This is a genomic window from Rahnella sp. BIGb0236, assembly GCF_004364755.1.
Taxonomy (GTDB): domain Bacteria; phylum Pseudomonadota; class Gammaproteobacteria; order Enterobacterales; family Enterobacteriaceae; genus Rahnella; species Rahnella victoriana.
This window is the reverse complement of the sequence record NZ_SOAO01000010.1, coordinates 117,663-134,506: the sequence shown is the minus strand read 5'-3', so window position 1 is coordinate 134,506 and position 16,844 is coordinate 117,663. Positions and strand designations below refer to the sequence as shown.

Below are 16,844 nucleotides of genomic sequence, written 5' to 3'. Positions count from 1 at the left end.
GTTACAAGGAGAAACCCAAACATGACCAGTTCGGAACTGCTGACCTATTGCATGGGGAAACCCGGCGCAGAGCAAAGTGTGGAAAATCAGCGCGGTGCAAATCAGGTAAAAGTGGGCGACGCGATGTTTGCCATGGTGTGTGAAATCGATGGCCGCGAGGCGATTTCGCTGAAAACCAGCCCGGAGCTGGCTGAGCAATTACGCGCCCAACACCCGGATATCGTGCCGGGTGATCATCTCAATAAAGCGCACTGGAACACGGTGTTCCTCGACGGTTCGCTGCCCGATTCCCAGTTTTATTATCTGATCGACGGTTCCTATCAGCTGGTGGTCTCCGGCCTGCCGGAAGCCGTACGTCAGGAAATTGGCCGCTGATTTTCCGGCCACTGACCGCTGCTGAGCGTGGCGGGGGAGAAATCCACCGCTTCAGCCCGCCACGGCAGTGCGGCGCGAAAACGCCACACACGGGTGATGTCCAGACTCCAGTAACGCTCTGCGCCTGCGGGGCCGGGAATGTCTTCCGGCTGCCAGTGGATCTGCGTGTGCCCCTGAACATGCAACAGGTCACCGTTTTCGAAATCGATAAACAGCAACGCTGCGCGCGGTTCTGCCAGTAAATTCCCCAGCGTATTCATATAACGGTTGCCGCGAAAATCCGGCACCCACAACCGGTTGCCCACCAGATGCGCAAACCCCGGCTGACCGCCGCGATGCGACACATCGGCACCGCCGTGGGCGTGGCTGGCGATAAAAAACGTATCGGCGCGGGCAATCAGTGCGCGGGCATCGTCATCCGGTTCGCTCATGTCTTCCCGTGCGGGAAGCGGCAAACGGACCGGCACATCGGCCAGTTTGCGGATCTGAATATACTGCGGACAATTGCCAAAACTCTGATCGACGAGGATCTCGAGGCGATTTTTATCCATGCGCCCGATCCTGCCGTTCACGCGGTTACGCCGCCGGTTGGAGAAATCGATCCCCAGCCCGCCGATCTGTTTCCCCGGCTGTAAGGCGGCCAGCGCCGGATCGTCATCCCGGCGCGGCGCATTGATCCGCAAATGGCTGTCATCCGGCGTACGGATAAACCCGGCGGGGCCGGTCAGCAGGGTTGCCACCGGCCAGCCGCTGTCATCCAGCGTCGAGATAAACAGATACGGCAATGCGGCGAAAAACAGCCGGTGCTGTTCCGGCATCGCTTCGCGGATACCGTGCGCGGTGACGTCAAACCCTGCCATGTCCTGAGCCAGGATTTCGTCTGCATGGAAAGGGTTATTCATCGTCTTTTACCCCGCAATTTCAGGCAGTGGCAACGCCGGAAGTGGCGTAAAGCCCGGCAGGCTTTCAATCCGTTTCAGCCAGCGTTGAATGGCCGGATAATCGGCCAGAGAAACCCCGCCTTCCGGTGCTGTGGCGACATAGCCGTAACAGGCCAGATCGGCAATCGTGGCGCGCTCCGTCGCCAGAAACTCCCGGCTTTCCAGATGCTGTTCAAGCTGCGGCAGGAATTTCGCCGTCACTTTCAGCGCACTTTCATACACTTCCGGTGCAGAAAACTGTTTCACCATGCGCGCAGAGGCCGGACCGTAGCGCACTTCACCGGCGGAGCGGGACAACCATTTTTGCACTTCAGCGGCCTGCAGCGGATCTTCCGGTAACCAGTGGCTGTCCGGCGCATAGCGTTTCACCAGATACACCAGAATCGCATTGCTGTCGGTGAGCACGTGTTCTGCGTCGATAAGTACCGGCACCTGTCGCAGCGGATTGAGTTGCGCGAATCCGGCGCTCTGACGCACTTCCTGACCGCCGTCTTTCGTCTCAAACGGCAGGCTGAGCATGTTCAGCAGCAGGGTCACGCGGTGGCAGTGGCCGGAAAGCGGGGTACTGTAAAGTTGAATGGCGGGCATGGGCTGTCTCCTTTAGGGTCTGACGTCAAGATTACTCTTGCACTAAATGATTGTGATCCACGAAGATTGAAATTGAGCGTTTCACCAGCACAGGCCATTTACTTACACGTCTCCGGAACACCACACTCACATTACAGACAGGTCGGCTTTTTAAATACCCATCTTTCGTAAGATTCGCTTTGCTGCGGTCTTGACGTTTTGTTGTGGTTCGTTGGATCTCTCCGGAGATGATTTCCATCTCTCGTTGAGTTCCTTCGCCGCATTGGCGGAGTACATTTCACCTCCCGACGGCCACGGAGACTTTGTTTCTCTCAGCCAGGGCGAAGGGACTTAACGGGAATGGGGATAGGGGATTATCAACGAACTACAACCCGACGAGACGCGAGCAGGGCGAATGTCGAGGCGGCCTACAGTGGGCCCTGATGAAATCAGGAATTGCCGGTGTGTTGGTGTCTAAATTCAGAAGGGGGGGGCTGCGGTCAGCAATGCCCCCGTAACTGCCGCCTCACCAAATCAAGATCAGTATAATGTTAAAATAAGATACTCAGCAAAAAAGCCCCGCAAGAAACATTTATTCAGCACGAATATGACGTATCTTAATTGTGAACAATTTTTTTGCATGACTCTGCTTTGTTACCCATTTGGAGAAATCCATGATTAAACATTCTCAGTACAAGCTTGAAAGCAGAACCGAAAAGCTCGGTCGCTTCGACGTACCTGGTGTTCATGGCTCCTTTGAAGTACGCAAATTGACTGGTCGTAAAGAACGCCCTGTTTTAATGGTTGTTCGTGCTGGCTGGGAAAAAGCACCTTCGTTCGAGGATGTTACACCTGTCATTGAGGTTTTTTTCGAAAAATGGTCAAACAAAACCGGCCGACCAAGTTTCTCATTGGCGTGACTTGGGCAAAGCAGATTTTGATTTTGCGGCTAAAGCTATCGAAGTATTCAAACAAAAACACTCACACTCTAAGAAATTTCTACAACCTTTTAAAACTCCGACTGTTTAAGTTCCGTCAGAGTCCAAAAGTCGGGCTAACAAAAAATTAATTTAAGTATTTTCAATTAGCCCTGAGTAATCATAACTTTTTTTACATTTTCATCAGGAAAGCGTAAAATAGCAGACGGTAAATTCAATGACATTATTTAAGGACGAATTGATGCGTATGTTTATTCTTGCGGCCATGTTATTTTTACAAGGATGCTCTGACACCAAAGATATCACCTTACCCTTCGAAGAAGCTATAACAATGCCGGGATATGGTTATATTCAAATTGACCTTAGTCATTCTACGCTGGCAGATCAGGATGACAGCAGGCTAAGGGACTATCATCTATTTTATGTTGGTGATGGTAAATACTTATCAGTAACGGTCCCAGACGCCATCCCAAGAGGGCGTGTGATTTATGCCTATGCTCCGTTCTACAAAGACTTTGAACTGTATAGTATATCCACAGGATACATGAATTTTAAATGTGAAAGATGCGGGCGAGACATAATTAGTGGCTCTGTTGAGGTGTACTTGACAAATACAACAGGCCCGGCGTGGTGTGAAGAGACAAATTACACGAATAACAAATCATTTAATTACACTGATGGATGTAAAAGAGAAGCCCCGCAAAATAATGGAAAGGGTATTCATAACGCGTTTATGGGTGATATTTATTTAACGCCAAAAGTTAATGACATTCATTATTCCTTTACTAACAGACAACGACCAGGACATCAAAGTGCAGGTTCATAAACAATGATCTCACTATTAATATAACTTGACTAAATCATCTAGCCAAACGATGAGCCATTAATGTAACTTGTTTCTCTTAAAAGGACTTAAAAATGAATTTTAAAACGAAGGCTCTATGTATTTCGCCACTTATCTTCTTAGCTATCTCATGCTCTAATAAAGAAGACTATAAATTAGACGGTTCAAATATACCCGGTTATTTTAATAATCAATTCTATGGAAAAATTGAATTCAGCAGGAAAGATGGGCTACTAGAAAAGTCAGCAAAAGACTTAACTATCATCTATAATAACCCAGACTCTCGGTACTCTAGCGACTTTAATGTTCTTGATACAGGGCCTTTAGTCTATATATTACCCATACCGTACCCCACAATTAAAAAAATAGACCTCTACGAAACAGATGTACGAATTCAAGCTATCGAAAAAAATAACACGTTAACTTTCGAGGTAAGGAAGTTTAAGGATAAATACTACCTCAAGAGCTTTTTTTTATATGGCTTGGAGGCAGGTCATTATCATGAAGAACAAAAGCTATATGCTACAGTCCTTTATCCAGAAATAAAATACACACCATGCGATAAGAAAGGTAGAAATGAAACTTTTCTGATCGAACCGACAGGTATATCTTATGAGTTTTGGAGATATATGGAAGAGAAGGATATCCAGAAAGTCGCTGATTCGGCGAGCGCAAACAGTCAGTTAACTATGAAATTAATTAATTTCGATGGATGCTTAACACTTTATAGAAACCCGAATCGTGAGTATAAAGAACTTCCTGCGGCAAAGAAACTTCCTTTAGATTTGTTATAAATATTCAATCAAAAGACATTTGTAATGCAACCAACGTGCTCGAGCCCGTTGGTTGTATTAACATTGCATGCTACATATCCTAACTCATTGTTATTTATAATTTGCCGGCTTGGAATTTCTTATCATCACATCTATATCCTGAGCGGATATATCTCCTGATGTAGCAAGCAGATAATAATGACCTTCATATTCGTGAACTTGTACAGAATATTTGTCAGTTAAAACTTCAGATACAGGAGCTGGTTTGTCACGTTCACAGAATTGAGCCATTGGCTGCATATCGCGGGGAAGTTCAATTTGTTGAGAATCGTAGAGGCCATTAAAAACTTTCCCATGTAGCTCTCCACCCACGACCAGGTAATCAACATAATGCATTGTATTCTCCTTTAAATTAAATAGGCTTTTCAGGTTCCATACGTCCAAGCTGCGTCTTCATAGTCCTGAGCAATCTCTAAACGAATTGCAGACTTTGCTTCTGGCTCGTTTTGACACAATGATCAGTACATTGATGCCTGAGTTTGTTGATAAAGACAAAGCCTGCAAAGCGTTAGTTCTTCCAGATAATGAGTTTTTGGACTGCTTTATTCAACCACGCTGGATATCTCACGTCAGGCCGTAAATTTACGCATGAAAGGGAACAAACTGCTGGCGTTTAAAAAAATAGCGATTTTGTTTTCCCAGTACTTCAGTATGGCAGCCTGGCGGAAGCTGCCCGCAAACTTCACCGTTCGCCTCCGGCGATCACCCGCGCCATTGCCTCGCTGGAACACCGTTTTGGCGCGAGGCTGGTGGAGCGCACCACCCGCAGTCTGGCACCGACAGAAGCGGGCGCACGGCTGGCGGAAAAAGCCCGGCTGCTGCTCAGTCAGTATCAGAACGCGGTGGAAGACACGGCAGAAACCCAGCTCAGCGGCCTGCTGCGCATCACCGCGCCGGTGCAGTTCGGCCGTAAACACGTCGCGCCGCTGGTGATGGAATTTCTGGCGCAACATCCTGATATGCAAATTGAAATGATGTTCAATGACCGCAATCTGGATCTGATCGACGAAGGGCTGGATCTGGCGGTGCGTATCGGCCATCAGGAAGATTCAGGCAAAGTGGCGCGCAAGGTCGCCGAAGTCACCCGCGTGCTGGTCGCCAGCCCGGCGTATCTGGCGCAGCATGGCGAGCCGCAGCATCCGTCGGAACTGGCTGCGCATCAGACGATTATGGGCACGCTGCGCACGCAAATCCGCGAATGGCGTTTCGGGCCGCACGAGGACGAACTGCGCGTCCGGTTGTCGCCACGTCTGCTCTCCAATGACGTGGAATCGCAGTTGCTGGCGGTGCGCAGCGGGCAGGGGATCGCGCGGCTATTGTCGTATCAGGTGAGTGACGATGTGCAGGCGGGCACGATGGTGCGGATCCTGACGGATTTCGAGCCGCTTCCGTTGCCGATACAACTGATGGCGCAGCATGTGCAGCAAATGCCGCGCAAGGTGCGGACATTCTGGGACTTTGCTTATCAGCGGCTGAGTGCGCTTCCGCAACTTCATGCGTTAGACGCATCCTCTGAACAGTGATGCGGATCACGCTCGCGGGCGGCAAAAATAACCTACTCTGAGAGTTGTGCAAAAACAGTGAGTTACTTGAGGACCGGTGTCCGTTTGCTCACGCCAACCCAGAAGGAAAGGATGATGACCCGTAACCGGCTGAATCTTGCCACGCTTTTGATTCTGGCGCTCAGTGCGCCGTTCCCCCTGACCGTCTCTGCGCAAAGTCTGCCGCAGGATCCTGATGCGTCGGTGCCTGCGAAGCATTACATCACGGCGGTAAATCCCGATTTAACCATCACTTACCGGCTGTATGCGCCGACCGCCGAACATGTCGATGTGGTGACCGGTGCCACGCCGGTGACCTACATTCCGCATCAGATGACCAAAGACGATAAAGGCGTCTGGAGCTGGACATCGCATGCCCAGAAACCCGATCTGTATGAATATTTCTTCAACGTTGATGGCTTGCGGATTGCCGATCCGGGCAGTGCGATGCCAAAACCGCAGCGTCAGGTGAACACCAGCCTGATCCTGGTGCCGGGCAGTATTCTGGATGTGAAAAACGTGCCGCACGGCGAAGTCCGCACGCTGACCTATCATTCCGCCGCGCTGAATTCTGAACGTCAGGTCGCGGTGTGGACGCCGCCGGGTTACAGCGATGCCTCAACGCCGCTGCCGGTGCTCTATTTCTACCACGGTTTTGGCGACACCGGCCGCTCGGCGCTGGATCAGGGGCGCATTCCGCAAATCATGGATAACCTGCTGGCGGAGAAAAAAATCGCGCCGATGCTGGTGGTCATTCCTGATACCGAGACCGATGCCAAAGGCGTGGTGCCGGAGGATTACGTCACCAAAGATCGCCGGAAGGAATTCTATCCGCGCAATGCTGCCGCCGCCGATAAAGAACTGACCGGTGACATTATCCCGCTGATTTCCAAAACTTTCCGCGTACGTGATGACGCCGCAGGACGCGCTTTGGCGGGGCTTTCACAGGGCGGCTATCAGACGCTGGTCAGCGGCATGACCCACCTCGACCAGTTCGGCTGGCTGGCGACACTCAGCGGTGTCAGCACCACGACGGTGCCGAATGCCGACGTAGAGAAACGCTTTGCCGAACCGGAAAAAATCAACGCGCAGCTGAAAAACTTCACCGTGGTTGTCGGTGAGAAAGATGTGGTGACGGGCAAGGACATTGCCGGATTGAAAACCGAGCTGGAAGAGAAAAAGATTAAATTCGATTACCACGAATACCCGAATCTCGGCCATGAAATGGACGTCTGGCGCCCGGCCTATGTGGAGTTTGTGCAGAAGATATTTAAGTGATCTCAGCGTGTAAAGTCACTTTTAGTGTATAAAGCAGTATGGTTTATACTGTAAAAAATGGCTTTACACGGATCCGCAAATGACACAGAAAATAACTGAACTGGTCGGTTACCTTGAAACGGTCTTAGGCTTTCGCACCACAGCTACTGAAGTGAAATTATCGGTGTCATTCAATCTTCAGGCGTTGTTTGGTTTCTACGAGCTGGAAGTAAGTGTGCCGGGTGGCGAGCCTCTGGCTCTGCTGGCGGCTTTACAGCAGGATGACACCTATCCGGGTATTGTCGCGCTCAGGAAGCGTCTGTCACTTATTGAAAAGGTGACAGATAAGGTCGTTGTCTATGTCTGCGAAAATATGAATCTGGCGGAACGCCGCAGCCTTATTGACCATCACATTAATTTCATCGCGATCAAAAAGCAGTTCTTTGTTCCTGAGTTAGCCATGGATTTGCGTGATGCCTTCAGAATTTGCAAAAAAAGCGCTGGCAAAGAAGGGCAAAGTGATTTTTCTCCTGCCACTCAGGCTATGCTCATCCAGCTGTTGTTGGATGAGTCTTTTTTCAAACCCGGCATGACTTTTACGGCTGAGCAGTTAATGGGCTCATACCAGTACAGCCGCGTGACGCTCTCCAAGGCCATTTCTGAACTGACAAAATCCGGGCTTCTTGCGTCAACGCAGGTGAAAGATTTTTCGACCCGATTGTATTCGCTCAGATTTTCACGTTCAGAGACCTTTGAAAAAGCCCTTCTGCTGATGCGCAATCCGGTTAAGAAAGCCGTCCGGGTTAATCAAATCCCACCATTAGATGCGGGAGTTTGTTATGCCGGAGACAGTGCCTTAGCGGAATATACCCTGCTTGCCCACAGCGCTAAGCCCGTGTTTGCGATGACCCGGGAAGTGTTCACTTCACTCGTTAAGAATGGAGAATTTGATGAAGTCACTCATATTGACAGCGCTGTGGCGACAGTTGAAATCTGGCGCTATCAGAGCCCTAAAGCCTCAATACATATTGTTGATGAGATATCGCTTTATCTGACTCAGAAAGACAGTAAGGACGAGCGCGTCAGGTTGGCGCTCAGCGAATTAAGGGAGCAATACGCATGGATGAAATTCGGGGATTAAAGCTGTTTGGCGAGTTCTTTAAAGATTATCAGGACCAATACGTTCTCATCGGGGGTGTTGCCTCATGGATCACCATGGATGAAGCGGGGGAAGAGTTTCGGGCCACCAAAGACCTGGATATTGTGCTTATTATCGAGGCCCTGAACCCTGATTTTGTCAGCCGGTTTTGGGCGTTTATAAAGTCAGGCAACTATGAGATCCGCCAGAACGGTGAGGGAAAGCCGATTTTCTACCGGTTCGGTAAACCTGACAACACCACTTATCCCGTCCAGATCGAACTGTTCTCGCGTTCTCCACAGGGAATGGAACACCCGGAAGATTTACAGATTATCCCGATCCCCAAAGATGAAGGTATTTCCAGCCTCTCTGCCATCCTCCTCGATGAACATTATTATTCCTTCCTTAGGGAGGGCGTCCTGCGCACGGAATTAGTCTCCTATATCGGAGCAGACAGGTTAATTCCTTTAAAAATGAATGCGTGGTTGGATCTGTCAACCCGCAAGGCGGCAGGAGAAGCTGTGGATTCCCGTGTTGTGAATAAGCACAGAAATGATGTGATCCGGTTATCAGGTCAGCTAACAAGAAAGGCCGTCACCCTTCCCGGGAACATCCGGGCTGACATGGAAAATTTTCTCACAAAATTGCCAGATGAGAATATTGATCTCAGGTCACTGAATGAGCGGGGCTGTGTAGAAGACGTCATCAAAAGGATCAGAGAAGGATTTGGTCTGTAAGCATGGCAAACAAAAAGGCCTTCCGTCGGGAAGGCCTTTTACTTCATCAAAACTTTAAGCGCTTTTCTTCGCCTGCTGGCTGTGGCGTTCCAGCAGCGGTTTCAGGAAGCGTGCGGTATGCGATTCTTTGCATTCCGCGACGGTTTCCGGCGTCCCGGCGACCAGGATCTGACCGCCGCCCGCGCCGCCTTCCGGCCCGAGATCGACAATCCAGTCCGCGGTTTTAATCACGTCCAGATTGTGTTCAATCACCACAATGGTGTTGCCCTGATTGCGTAACTGGTGCAGCACTTCCAGCAGTTGCTGAATATCGGCAAAGTGCAGGCCGGTGGTCGGTTCGTCGAGAATATACAACGTCTGACCGGTGCCGCGTTTGGACAGCTCACGCGCCAGTTTCACGCGCTGCGCTTCACCGCCGGACAGCGTGGTCGCTGACTGGCCGAGGCTGATGTAGGTCAGACCGACGTCGATCAGCGTCTGCAATTTACGCGCAAGGGCAGGGACGGCATCGAAGAAATCACGCGCTTCTTCAATGGTCATCTCCAGCACTTCGTGGATGCTCTTGCCTTTGTATTTAATTTCCAGCGTTTCGCGGTTATAGCGTTTGCCTTTGCACTGATCGCACGGCACATAAATATCCGGCAGGAAGTGCATTTCGACTTTGATCACGCCGTCGCCCTGACAGGCTTCGCAGCGTCCGCCTTTGACGTTGAAACTGAAACGGCCCGGCGTATAACCGCGCGAACGGGATTCCGGTACACCGGCAAACAGTTCGCGCACCGGCGTGAAAATACCGGTGTACGTCGCCGGGTTGGAACGTGGTGTACGGCCAATCGGGCTCTGGTCGATGTCGATGACTTTATCGAAATGCCCCAGACCTTCAATTTCGCGATACGGTGCCGCTTCGGCAATGGTCGCGCCATTCAGTTCGCGCTGTGCCAGCGGGAACAGCGTGTCGTTAATCAGCGTCGATTTACCGGAACCGGATACGCCGGTGATGCAGGTAAACAGGCCTACCGGCAGCGTCAGCGTGACGTCTTTCAGGTTGTTGCCTTTGGCGCCGGAAAGTTTCAGCACTTTGGTGGCATCTGCCGGAACACGCTGCGCCGGGACGGAGATTTCACGTTTACCGCTGAGGAACTGGCCGGTCAGTGAATTCTCGGTCGCCATAATGTCTTCTGCGGTGCCTTCTGCCACCACTTCGCCACCGTGCACGCCCGCACCCGGACCGATATCAATAATATGGTCAGCGGCGCGGATCGCGTCTTCGTCGTGCTCGACCACAATCACGGTATTACCGAGGTCGCGCAGATGGATCAGGGTTTCCAGCAGACGCTCGTTGTCGCGCTGATGCAGGCCGATAGACGGCTCATCCAGCACGTACATCACGCCCACCAGACCGGCACCAATCTGGCTCGCCAGACGGATACGCTGGGCTTCGCCGCCGGACAGCGTTTCCGCAGAACGGGACAGCGAGAGATAGTTCAGACCAACGTTCACCAGGAATTTCAGGCGATCGCCGATCTCTTTCAGCACTTTTTCCGCAATTTTGGCGCGCTGACCGCTGAGTTTCATATTGCGGAAGAAATCCATCGCATGACCGATGCTGAAATCAGAGATTTCCGGCAGCGTGGTTTCTTCCACGAACACGTTACGCGCTTCCTCGCGCAGGCGGGTGCCCCGGCAGGACGTACATGGACGGTTGCTGATGTATTTCGACAGTTCTTCACGTACTGCGCTGGATTCCGTTTCTTTATAACGGCGCTCCATATTGTGCAGCACGCCTTCAAACGGATGGCGACGAATCGAAGTATCACCGCGATCGTTGATGTATTTGAATTCAATGGTGGTTTTGCCGGAACCGTGCAGGATGGCGTGCTGCACATCGCTGCTCAGTGCGTTAAACGGCGCTTCCACGTTGAAATCATAATGCTCACCGAGAGAGCGCAACATCTGGAAGTAATAGAAGTTACGGCGATCCCAGCCACGGATTGCACCGCCCGCCAGTGAAAGCTCAGGGTTCTGCACCACGCGATCAGGGTCGAAGAACTGCTGCACGCCCAGACCGTCACAGGTCGGACAGGCACCGGCCGGGTTGTTGAACGAGAACATCCGCGGTTCCAGCTCGCGCATGCTGTAGCCACACACCGGACAGGCGAAGTTGGCAGAGAACAGCATTTCTTCGGCTTTCGGATCATCCATATCGGCGACCACGGCGGTACCGCCGGAAAGCTCGAGCGCGGTTTCAAAGGATTCCGCCAGACGCTGCGCCAGATCATCACGCACTTTAAAGCGGTCAACGACCACTTCAATGGTGTGTTTCTTCTGCAATTCTAATTTTGGCGGATCGGACAAATCACAGACTTCGCCATCAATACGTGCACGGATATAGCCCTGCGACGCCAGGTTTTCCAGCGTCTTGGTGTGCTCACCCTTGCGGTCTTTAATGATGGTCGCCAGCAGCATCAGACGCTGGCCTTCCGGCTGCGCCAGTACGTTATCCACCATCTGGCTGACGGTCTGGGCTGACAGCGGAATATTATGATCCGGGCAGCGCGGCTCGCCCACGCGGGCAAACAGCAGACGCAGGTAGTCGTGGATTTCGGTGATGGTCCCGACGGTAGAACGCGGGTTGTGTGACGTTGATTTTTGCTCAATCGAAATCGCCGGAGACAGACCTTCAATATGGTCGACGTCCGGTTTTTCCATTAAGGATAAAAATTGGCGTGCGTAGGCCGACAGCGACTCGACGTAGCGGCGCTGGCCTTCGGCGTACAGCGTATCGAACGCCAGAGAGGACTTGCCTGAACCGGATAAGCCGGTGACAACAATCAGTTTGTCGCGCGGGATAATCAGGTTGATATTCTTGAGATTATGGGTGCGTGCGCCCCGAACTTCGATCTTATCCATTCATCATTCCCGGATTAACTTGATAGCTCACCGTGCCGGTGACCGCCGTGAAAACCAGTTTCGCGCCAGCCATCGAATCGGGCACAGAGAAGAACGTAACGCGCAATTATGACACAAATCACAGCCCATGCCACCCCAAAACCTGAATGTATATCCAGTACTCGATGTAACGATGGAATGTTTGCTGAACAATCTGGAAAGAAAATCGCAACGTTTTACATCCGTGGTACGAAGGCACCGTTTTGTGGTTATAATGTCGCGAAGTGAGTTCCTCACACCCCAAACTGTGGTTTCAGCCACGACATACATCATCAGGAGAATCCACATGGCCAGCAGAGGCGTAAACAAAGTTATTCTCGTCGGTAATCTGGGGCAAGACCCGGAAGTCCGCTACATGCCTAACGGCGGCGCGGTTGCCAACATCACTCTGGCAACGTCTGAAAGCTGGCGTGACAAAGCCACCGGCGAGCAGAAAGAAAAAACCGAATGGCACCGTGTTGTGCTTTTCGGCAAATTAGCGGAAGTCGCAGGCGAATACCTGAAGAAAGGTTCTCAGGTTTACATCGAAGGCGCACTGCAAACCCGTAAATGGACCGATCAGGCTGGCGTTGAAAAATACACCACCGAAGTTGTCGTTAACGTGGGCGGCACCATGCAGATGCTCGGCGGCCGTGCCGGCGGCGGCGCACCAGCAGGTGGCGGTCAGCCATCCGCAGGCGGCCAGCAAGGCGGTTGGGGTCAGCCTCAGCAGCCACAAGGCGGCAACCAGTTCAGCGGCGGCCAGCAGGCTCGTCCGGCTGCGCAAAACAACGCGCCAGCACAGAACAACGAACCACCAATGGATTTCGACGACGATATCCCGTTCTGATGGGTTGCCTTCGGGCATCAACGTACAGAACAACAAAAAGCCCCGAAAGGGGCTTTTTGCTATCCGGCATTCAGAAATCTTTAATCCCTCACACTTTCCCTACCGCCCCAAACACCAGCCGTCCCTGATGGAATGTCGCCTTCACCTCCGACACCCGCGCCACCGCTTCGGCGGAGCAACTGGTGTCGACCAGGATCATTTCGGCGTTATCGTTGATCGCAGGCCACTGGCGTTTGCCGCTGTCGTCGAGCGGCAGCACGTTGCCGGTGGCGATGGCGAGAGAGCGGGTCAGGCCGAATTCGTCGGAGTTGCCGTAGAGCTGGGCGTAGAGGCTGGCTTTTTCCAGCATGCTGCCGGTGCCGAACGGTGACCAGTGGTCGATCACGCTGTCGGTGCCGGTCATGACAAATACGCCGTTCTGACTGAGCTGCGGCAGTGGCATGTTCAGTTTGCCGAGCGGGATAGTCGAGGCGACGGTGAACTGCTGTTCGGCAAGCCCGGCGATCACTTCATCGAGTTCCGCGCCCTGCATCATCGCCAGGGCAAAACCGTGGCTGAGCGTCACTTTGCCTTTCAGCTGTGGGTTTTTCTCCACGGTCTGAATCATGTATTTCACCGCCGCAATCCCGGCGGGTGTGGTTTCATGCAGATGAATATCCACGCCTTTGTGGGTATCCAGCGCAATCTGGAACATCGCATCGAGGGATTTTTCCATCGCGCCGTCCACGTTAGTCGGGTCCAGCCCGCCGACGTACTGCACGCCCATTTGCATGGCTTCGCGCATCAACCCATCGACTTTCGAATGCAGCAAACCGTGCTGCGGAAACGCCACGATTTCACAGCTGAAATCCTGCTGATGTTTTTCCAGCGCACGCTTCAGATGCTCAAGACTTTTCAGGCCGCTGACCGGATCGATATTGCAGTGGCTGCGCGCCACCGTGGTGCCTTTGGAATGCAGCAGGCCGATGATCGCTTCGGCGTGTTCCACCGACGTCGGCAACAGTTGGGGGATCAGAACCTGTTCGCGGGCAATCATGTCCATGATGGTTTTGCCTTTGCGCGGACGCGGCGCTTCCCATTTGCCGCCGTAAAAGGTTTTGTCGAGGTGAATGTGCATGTCGCGCGTGGCGGGCAGCAGGAGTAATCCTCTGGCATCAAAAGCCGGCAAGGTGCTGGCGGGGGCGTCTTTTGCCGGCTGGATCGCCACGATTTTGCCGTTGTTGATCTCCAGGTTGTACAGCCCGGTTTGGGTGGCAATAACGATATCGCCTTCGCGCTCAAAACCCTCTTCCAGCCGCACATTGCGCAACTGGTAATGCGGCGCAGAAATCGCGTTGATCTGGCTGGTATCGTCACATTTTTCGTTCATGGCACCCGGTTTGAACGGGGAGGCCGATGCCATGCCTGCCGTGAGCAGCGCGCCGGTGGCGGTGATTTTGGCGCTGTGCGAGAGAAAATGTCTGCGGCTTTGTTGCTGAGGATTTTGCACGTCGAATTCCTTAATCATGATGCGGGAGGATGCTGGCTTTCCCTTCACCTTAAAAGATGACGCCGGTTCCGGCTGTGATGTTTCCCACTGCCTGCCAGTGGAAAACACAATAGCTAGCTGAGCTGGCAAAAATCCTTTAGTTTTCCGGCCAGTGCGATTTGCGCAGGCGTCGCGTCGGGGCGGTAAAACAGCGCCAGTTCGACGTTATCCACCGGCGGCAATCCGCTTTCTGTCCCTAAAATCCGGTGCTCCGGCTGGCGGCAACTGGCGGGCAATAAAGTGACGCCTAATCCGGCTGCACTGGCCGCAACCAGCGCGGCGAGGCTGGCGCTGCTGTAACTGATACGCCAGCTGCGCCCGAGAGCATCCAGTGCCTGACAGAGTTCCTCGCGGTATAGCCCGTTGAGCGGAAACAGCACCAGCGGGATCGGATCCCGTTCAAATGCCGGAAACGCGGCGCTGTCGAGCCACAACATCGGCTCGGGACGCGCGGCGTTGGCCTTCTCACCGGTCAGTTGTTTCACCAGAATGATGTCCAGCATCTCCTGCTGCCAGGCGCGGCGCAGTTCGTGGCTCAGGCCGCTGGTGACATCGAGGCGGATATGCGGATGGGCGCGGCTGAACTGCGCCAGAAGGGAAGTGGTCGCTGCGGCAAAATCCTCCGGCACGCCGAGACGCACCACGCCGTCCGGCCACTGGTCGCTCAGCGCGTCATGTGCTTCACCGTTGAGCGCGATAATCCGCCGTGCATAACCGAGCAACCGTTCGCCTTCTTCCGTCAGTTGCACCTGATGAGACGTGCGTTCCAGCAACGGTTTGCCCAGCGCGTCTTCCAGTCTGCGGATTTGCTGGCTGACCGTCGATTGCGACAGGTATACGCGGTCGGCAGCGCGGGTAAAACTGCCGGTTTCGCAGACGGCGACAAAACTGAGTAACTGCTGCGGGCTGAACATCGGATAGCGATTCATTTTATAAATACTTATGGTTTGGGTATTCGAAATATCAATACCCGGCAGAGTATCAACCTTCGCCCTCCTGCACCAGAGTGACTCACTGCGCCGCATTTACGCCATTCCTGCTCCAAAAGAACGCCTCGTTTTAGGGCATTTCGCCTGTCCTTCGGCCGTTACAGATTTACCTTAAGATTGTATACAAGGCTTCGGCGGCAAATTGCTGTTCTGGTACAGAAATTGCTTTTCCCTAAAGAGACTCAGGGGAGAAAAAATATGAAAGCGATCGTGATTGGTGGCGGTATTGGCGGTGCGTGTGCGGCGATTGCGCTGAAGCGTTTTGGTATCGAAACGGCGGTATACGAGGCGGTGAAGGAGATCAAACCGGTGGGCGCGGCGATTTCCATCTGGCCTAACGGCGTGAAGTGCCTGAATTATCTCGGCATGAAAGAGGCGCTGCGCGAACTCGGCGGCAACATGCGCTTTATGGCGTACAAAGAGTATCAGCAGGGACAGACCATGACGCGGTTCAGCATGGATCCGCTGATCCAAAGCGTCGGCGAACAGCCCTATCCGGTGGCGCGCGCGGAACTTCAGTCGATGCTGCTCGAGACGTATGGCCGCGATCAGGTGCAGTTCGGCAAGCGCGTGACGCATGTTGAGGAATCCGCCGACAGCGTCACGGCCTGGTTTGACGACGGCACGTCTGCGACCGGCGATCTGCTGATCGCCGCCGACGGCACTCATTCCATTATCCGCCAGCACGTTCTGGGTTATGCGACAGAGCGCCGCTACGCCGGTTACGTCAACTGGAACGGTCTGGTGGAAATTGACGAAAGCATCGCGCCAGCCGATCAGTGGACAACGTTTGTCGGCGAGGGGAAACGCGTTTCGCTGATGCCGGTGAGCGGCAACCGTTTTTACTTCTTTTTTGATGTGCCGCTGCCGAAAGGCTTGCCGCAGGATCGCACCACCGTGCGCGATGATTTGCAGGGCTACTTTGCGGGCTGGGCGGAGCCGGTGCAGAAACTGATCCGCCAGATCAATCCGGAAACCACTAACCGCGTCGAAATCCACGACATCGAACCCTTTATGCAACTGGTCAAAGGCCGGATTGCACTGCTCGGTGACTCCGGTCACAGCACCACACCAGATATCGGGCAGGGCGGCTGCGCGGCGATGGAAGATGCGGTGGTGCTGGCCAATATGCTGCAAACCAATTCGTTAGGCATTGAAGATGCACTGCTGCGATATCAGGAAAAACGCGCGTATCGTGTGAAGGATCTGGTACTGAAAGCGCGTAAACGCTGCGATGTCACCCACGGCAAAGAAATGGCCGTGACCGAACAATGGTACGAAGATCTGAAAACCGAAACCGGCGAACGCATTCTCTCCGGAATGTGCGAAACCATTCTGGGCGGCCCGCTGGAATAACGCGGGACGTCAAAGAAACAAC

Annotated in this window: 15 protein-coding genes and 1 pseudogene; 10 read left to right on the top strand and 6 right to left on the bottom strand. The window is 53.0% G+C overall.

What is annotated here, in order from left to right:
- Nucleotides 1-21: 21 nt before the first annotated feature.
- Nucleotides 22-375 (top strand): MmcQ/YjbR family DNA-binding protein, encoded by a 354-nt coding sequence (locus EDF78_RS18820; protein ID WP_119823703.1) that lies wholly within the window; start codon nucleotides 22-24, stop codon nucleotides 373-375.
- Here the strand turns inward: EDF78_RS18820 and EDF78_RS18815 are convergent.
- Together EDF78_RS18815 and EDF78_RS18810 are read right to left on the bottom strand one after the other, a co-directional pair.
- On the bottom strand, nucleotides 357-1,277 hold the full coding sequence (locus EDF78_RS18815; RefSeq protein ID WP_133823652.1) for a pyridoxamine 5'-phosphate oxidase family protein: 921 nt from the start codon (nucleotides 1,275-1,277) through the stop codon (nucleotides 357-359). The two genes, EDF78_RS18820 and EDF78_RS18815, sit on opposite strands and share 19 nt — an antisense overlap.
- 6 nt (nucleotides 1,278-1,283) lie before the next feature.
- Nucleotides 1,284-1,904 carry a glutathione S-transferase gene (locus EDF78_RS18810; protein WP_133823651.1) on the bottom strand — a complete coding sequence of 207 codons (621 nt, stop codon included), beginning with the start codon at nucleotides 1,902-1,904 and terminating at the stop codon, nucleotides 1,284-1,286.
- A 653-nt stretch (nucleotides 1,905-2,557) separates the two neighbouring features.
- On the opposite strand from EDF78_RS18810, the gene EDF78_RS18805 reads away from it, so the two are divergent.
- The 3 genes from EDF78_RS18805 to EDF78_RS18795 all read left to right on the top strand — a co-directional run bounded on the left by EDF78_RS18805 (nucleotide 2,558) and on the right by EDF78_RS18795 (nucleotide 4,459).
- Nucleotides 2,558-2,803, top strand: coding sequence for a hypothetical protein (locus tag EDF78_RS18805; RefSeq protein WP_243839466.1), 246 nt, complete (start codon nucleotides 2,558-2,560; stop codon nucleotides 2,801-2,803).
- Nucleotides 2,804-3,038: 235 nt separating this feature from the next.
- Nucleotides 3,039-3,647 (top strand): hypothetical protein, encoded by a 609-nt coding sequence (locus EDF78_RS18800; RefSeq protein WP_133823650.1) that lies wholly within the window; start codon nucleotides 3,039-3,041, stop codon nucleotides 3,645-3,647.
- Between the two features lie 92 nt (nucleotides 3,648-3,739).
- Nucleotides 3,740-4,459, top strand: coding sequence for a hypothetical protein (locus EDF78_RS18795; protein WP_133823649.1), 720 nt, complete (start codon nucleotides 3,740-3,742; stop codon nucleotides 4,457-4,459).
- Nucleotides 4,460-4,549: 90 nt separating this feature from the next.
- On the opposite strand, the gene EDF78_RS18790 is transcribed toward EDF78_RS18795, so the two are convergent.
- On the bottom strand, nucleotides 4,550-4,834 hold the full coding sequence (locus EDF78_RS18790; protein ID WP_133823648.1) for a hypothetical protein: 285 nt from the start codon (nucleotides 4,832-4,834) through the stop codon (nucleotides 4,550-4,552).
- A gap of 305 nt (nucleotides 4,835-5,139) precedes the next feature.
- Between EDF78_RS18790 and EDF78_RS18785 the strand changes: the two are divergent.
- The 4 genes and pseudogenes from EDF78_RS18785 to EDF78_RS18770 all read left to right on the top strand — a co-directional run.
- A pseudogene (locus tag EDF78_RS18785) lies at nucleotides 5,140-6,021 on the top strand (LysR family transcriptional regulator); the annotation flags it as partial.
- 114 nt (nucleotides 6,022-6,135) lie between these two features.
- The gene (locus EDF78_RS18780) at nucleotides 6,136-7,317 is read left to right on the top strand and encodes an esterase (RefSeq protein ID WP_133823667.1); all 1,182 of its coding nucleotides are present in this window, start codon (nucleotides 6,136-6,138) and stop codon (nucleotides 7,315-7,317) included.
- Nucleotides 7,318-7,396: 79 nt separating this feature from the next.
- Nucleotides 7,397-8,437 (top strand): hypothetical protein, encoded by a 1,041-nt coding sequence (locus EDF78_RS18775; protein ID WP_133823646.1) that lies wholly within the window; start codon nucleotides 7,397-7,399, stop codon nucleotides 8,435-8,437.
- The gene (locus EDF78_RS18770) at nucleotides 8,416-9,171 is read left to right on the top strand and encodes a hypothetical protein (RefSeq protein WP_133823645.1); all 756 of its coding nucleotides are present in this window, start codon (nucleotides 8,416-8,418) and stop codon (nucleotides 9,169-9,171) included. Before EDF78_RS18775 ends, EDF78_RS18770 begins: the two co-directional genes overlap by 22 nt.
- Before the next feature lie 54 nt (nucleotides 9,172-9,225).
- Here the strand turns inward: EDF78_RS18770 and uvrA are convergent, their stop codons facing one another.
- On the bottom strand, nucleotides 9,226-12,081 hold the full coding sequence (gene uvrA / locus EDF78_RS18765; RefSeq protein ID WP_133823644.1) for an excinuclease ABC subunit UvrA: 2,856 nt from the start codon (nucleotides 12,079-12,081) through the stop codon (nucleotides 9,226-9,228).
- Nucleotides 12,082-12,406: 325 nt separating this feature from the next.
- On the opposite strand from uvrA, the gene EDF78_RS18760 reads away from it, so the two are divergent.
- Nucleotides 12,407-12,949 (top strand): single-stranded DNA-binding protein, encoded by a 543-nt coding sequence (locus EDF78_RS18760; RefSeq protein ID WP_095924349.1) that lies wholly within the window; start codon nucleotides 12,407-12,409, stop codon nucleotides 12,947-12,949.
- Between the two features lie 88 nt (nucleotides 12,950-13,037).
- Here the strand turns inward: EDF78_RS18760 and EDF78_RS18755 are convergent, their stop codons facing one another.
- On the bottom strand, nucleotides 13,038-14,456 hold the full coding sequence (locus tag EDF78_RS18755; RefSeq protein ID WP_133823643.1) for an amidohydrolase family protein: 1,419 nt from the start codon (nucleotides 14,454-14,456) through the stop codon (nucleotides 13,038-13,040).
- 95 nt (nucleotides 14,457-14,551) lie between these two features.
- The gene (locus tag EDF78_RS18750; RefSeq protein ID WP_095924351.1) at nucleotides 14,552-15,406 is read right to left on the bottom strand and encodes a LysR family transcriptional regulator; all 855 of its coding nucleotides are present in this window, start codon (nucleotides 15,404-15,406) and stop codon (nucleotides 14,552-14,554) included.
- Nucleotides 15,407-15,664: 258 nt separating this feature from the next.
- On the opposite strand from EDF78_RS18750, the gene hpxO reads away from it, so the two are divergent.
- Entirely contained in the window at nucleotides 15,665-16,822 is a 1,158-nt protein-coding gene (hpxO, locus tag EDF78_RS18745; protein WP_133823642.1) for an FAD-dependent urate hydroxylase HpxO, read from the top strand.
- Nucleotides 16,823-16,844: the final 22 nt, after the last annotated feature.

What these genes read in the sequence shown, in the direction of transcription:
- EDF78_RS18755 (WP_133823643.1), bottom strand. Translation starts at nt 14,456, where the DNA reads ATGATTAAGGAATTCGACGTGCAAAATCCTCAGCAACAAAGCCGCAGA.
- EDF78_RS18780 (WP_133823667.1), top strand. Translation starts at nt 6,136, where the DNA reads ATGACCCGTAACCGGCTGAATCTTGCCACGCTTTTGATTCTGGCGCTC.
- EDF78_RS18810 (WP_133823651.1), bottom strand. Translation starts at nt 1,904, where the DNA reads ATGCCCGCCATTCAACTTTACAGTACCCCGCTTTCCGGCCACTGCCAC.
- uvrA (WP_133823644.1), bottom strand. Translation starts at nt 12,081, where the DNA reads ATGGATAAGATCGAAGTTCGGGGCGCACGCACCCATAATCTCAAGAAT.
- EDF78_RS18795 (WP_133823649.1), top strand. Translation starts at nt 3,740, where the DNA reads ATGAATTTTAAAACGAAGGCTCTATGTATTTCGCCACTTATCTTCTTA.
- EDF78_RS18790 (WP_133823648.1), bottom strand. Translation starts at nt 4,834, where the DNA reads ATGCATTATGTTGATTACCTGGTCGTGGGTGGAGAGCTACATGGGAAA.
- EDF78_RS18760 (WP_095924349.1), top strand. Translation starts at nt 12,407, where the DNA reads ATGGCCAGCAGAGGCGTAAACAAAGTTATTCTCGTCGGTAATCTGGGG.
- hpxO (WP_133823642.1), top strand. Translation starts at nt 15,665, where the DNA reads ATGAAAGCGATCGTGATTGGTGGCGGTATTGGCGGTGCGTGTGCGGCG.
- EDF78_RS18805 (WP_243839466.1), top strand. Translation starts at nt 2,558, where the DNA reads ATGATTAAACATTCTCAGTACAAGCTTGAAAGCAGAACCGAAAAGCTC.
- EDF78_RS18770 (WP_133823645.1), top strand. Translation starts at nt 8,416, where the DNA reads ATGGATGAAATTCGGGGATTAAAGCTGTTTGGCGAGTTCTTTAAAGAT.
- EDF78_RS18820 (WP_119823703.1), top strand. Translation starts at nt 22, where the DNA reads ATGACCAGTTCGGAACTGCTGACCTATTGCATGGGGAAACCCGGCGCA.
- EDF78_RS18800 (WP_133823650.1), top strand. Translation starts at nt 3,039, where the DNA reads ATGACATTATTTAAGGACGAATTGATGCGTATGTTTATTCTTGCGGCC.
- EDF78_RS18815 (WP_133823652.1), bottom strand. Translation starts at nt 1,277, where the DNA reads ATGAATAACCCTTTCCATGCAGACGAAATCCTGGCTCAGGACATGGCA.
- EDF78_RS18775 (WP_133823646.1), top strand. Translation starts at nt 7,397, where the DNA reads ATGACACAGAAAATAACTGAACTGGTCGGTTACCTTGAAACGGTCTTA.
- EDF78_RS18750 (WP_095924351.1), bottom strand. Translation starts at nt 15,406, where the DNA reads ATGAATCGCTATCCGATGTTCAGCCCGCAGCAGTTACTCAGTTTTGTC.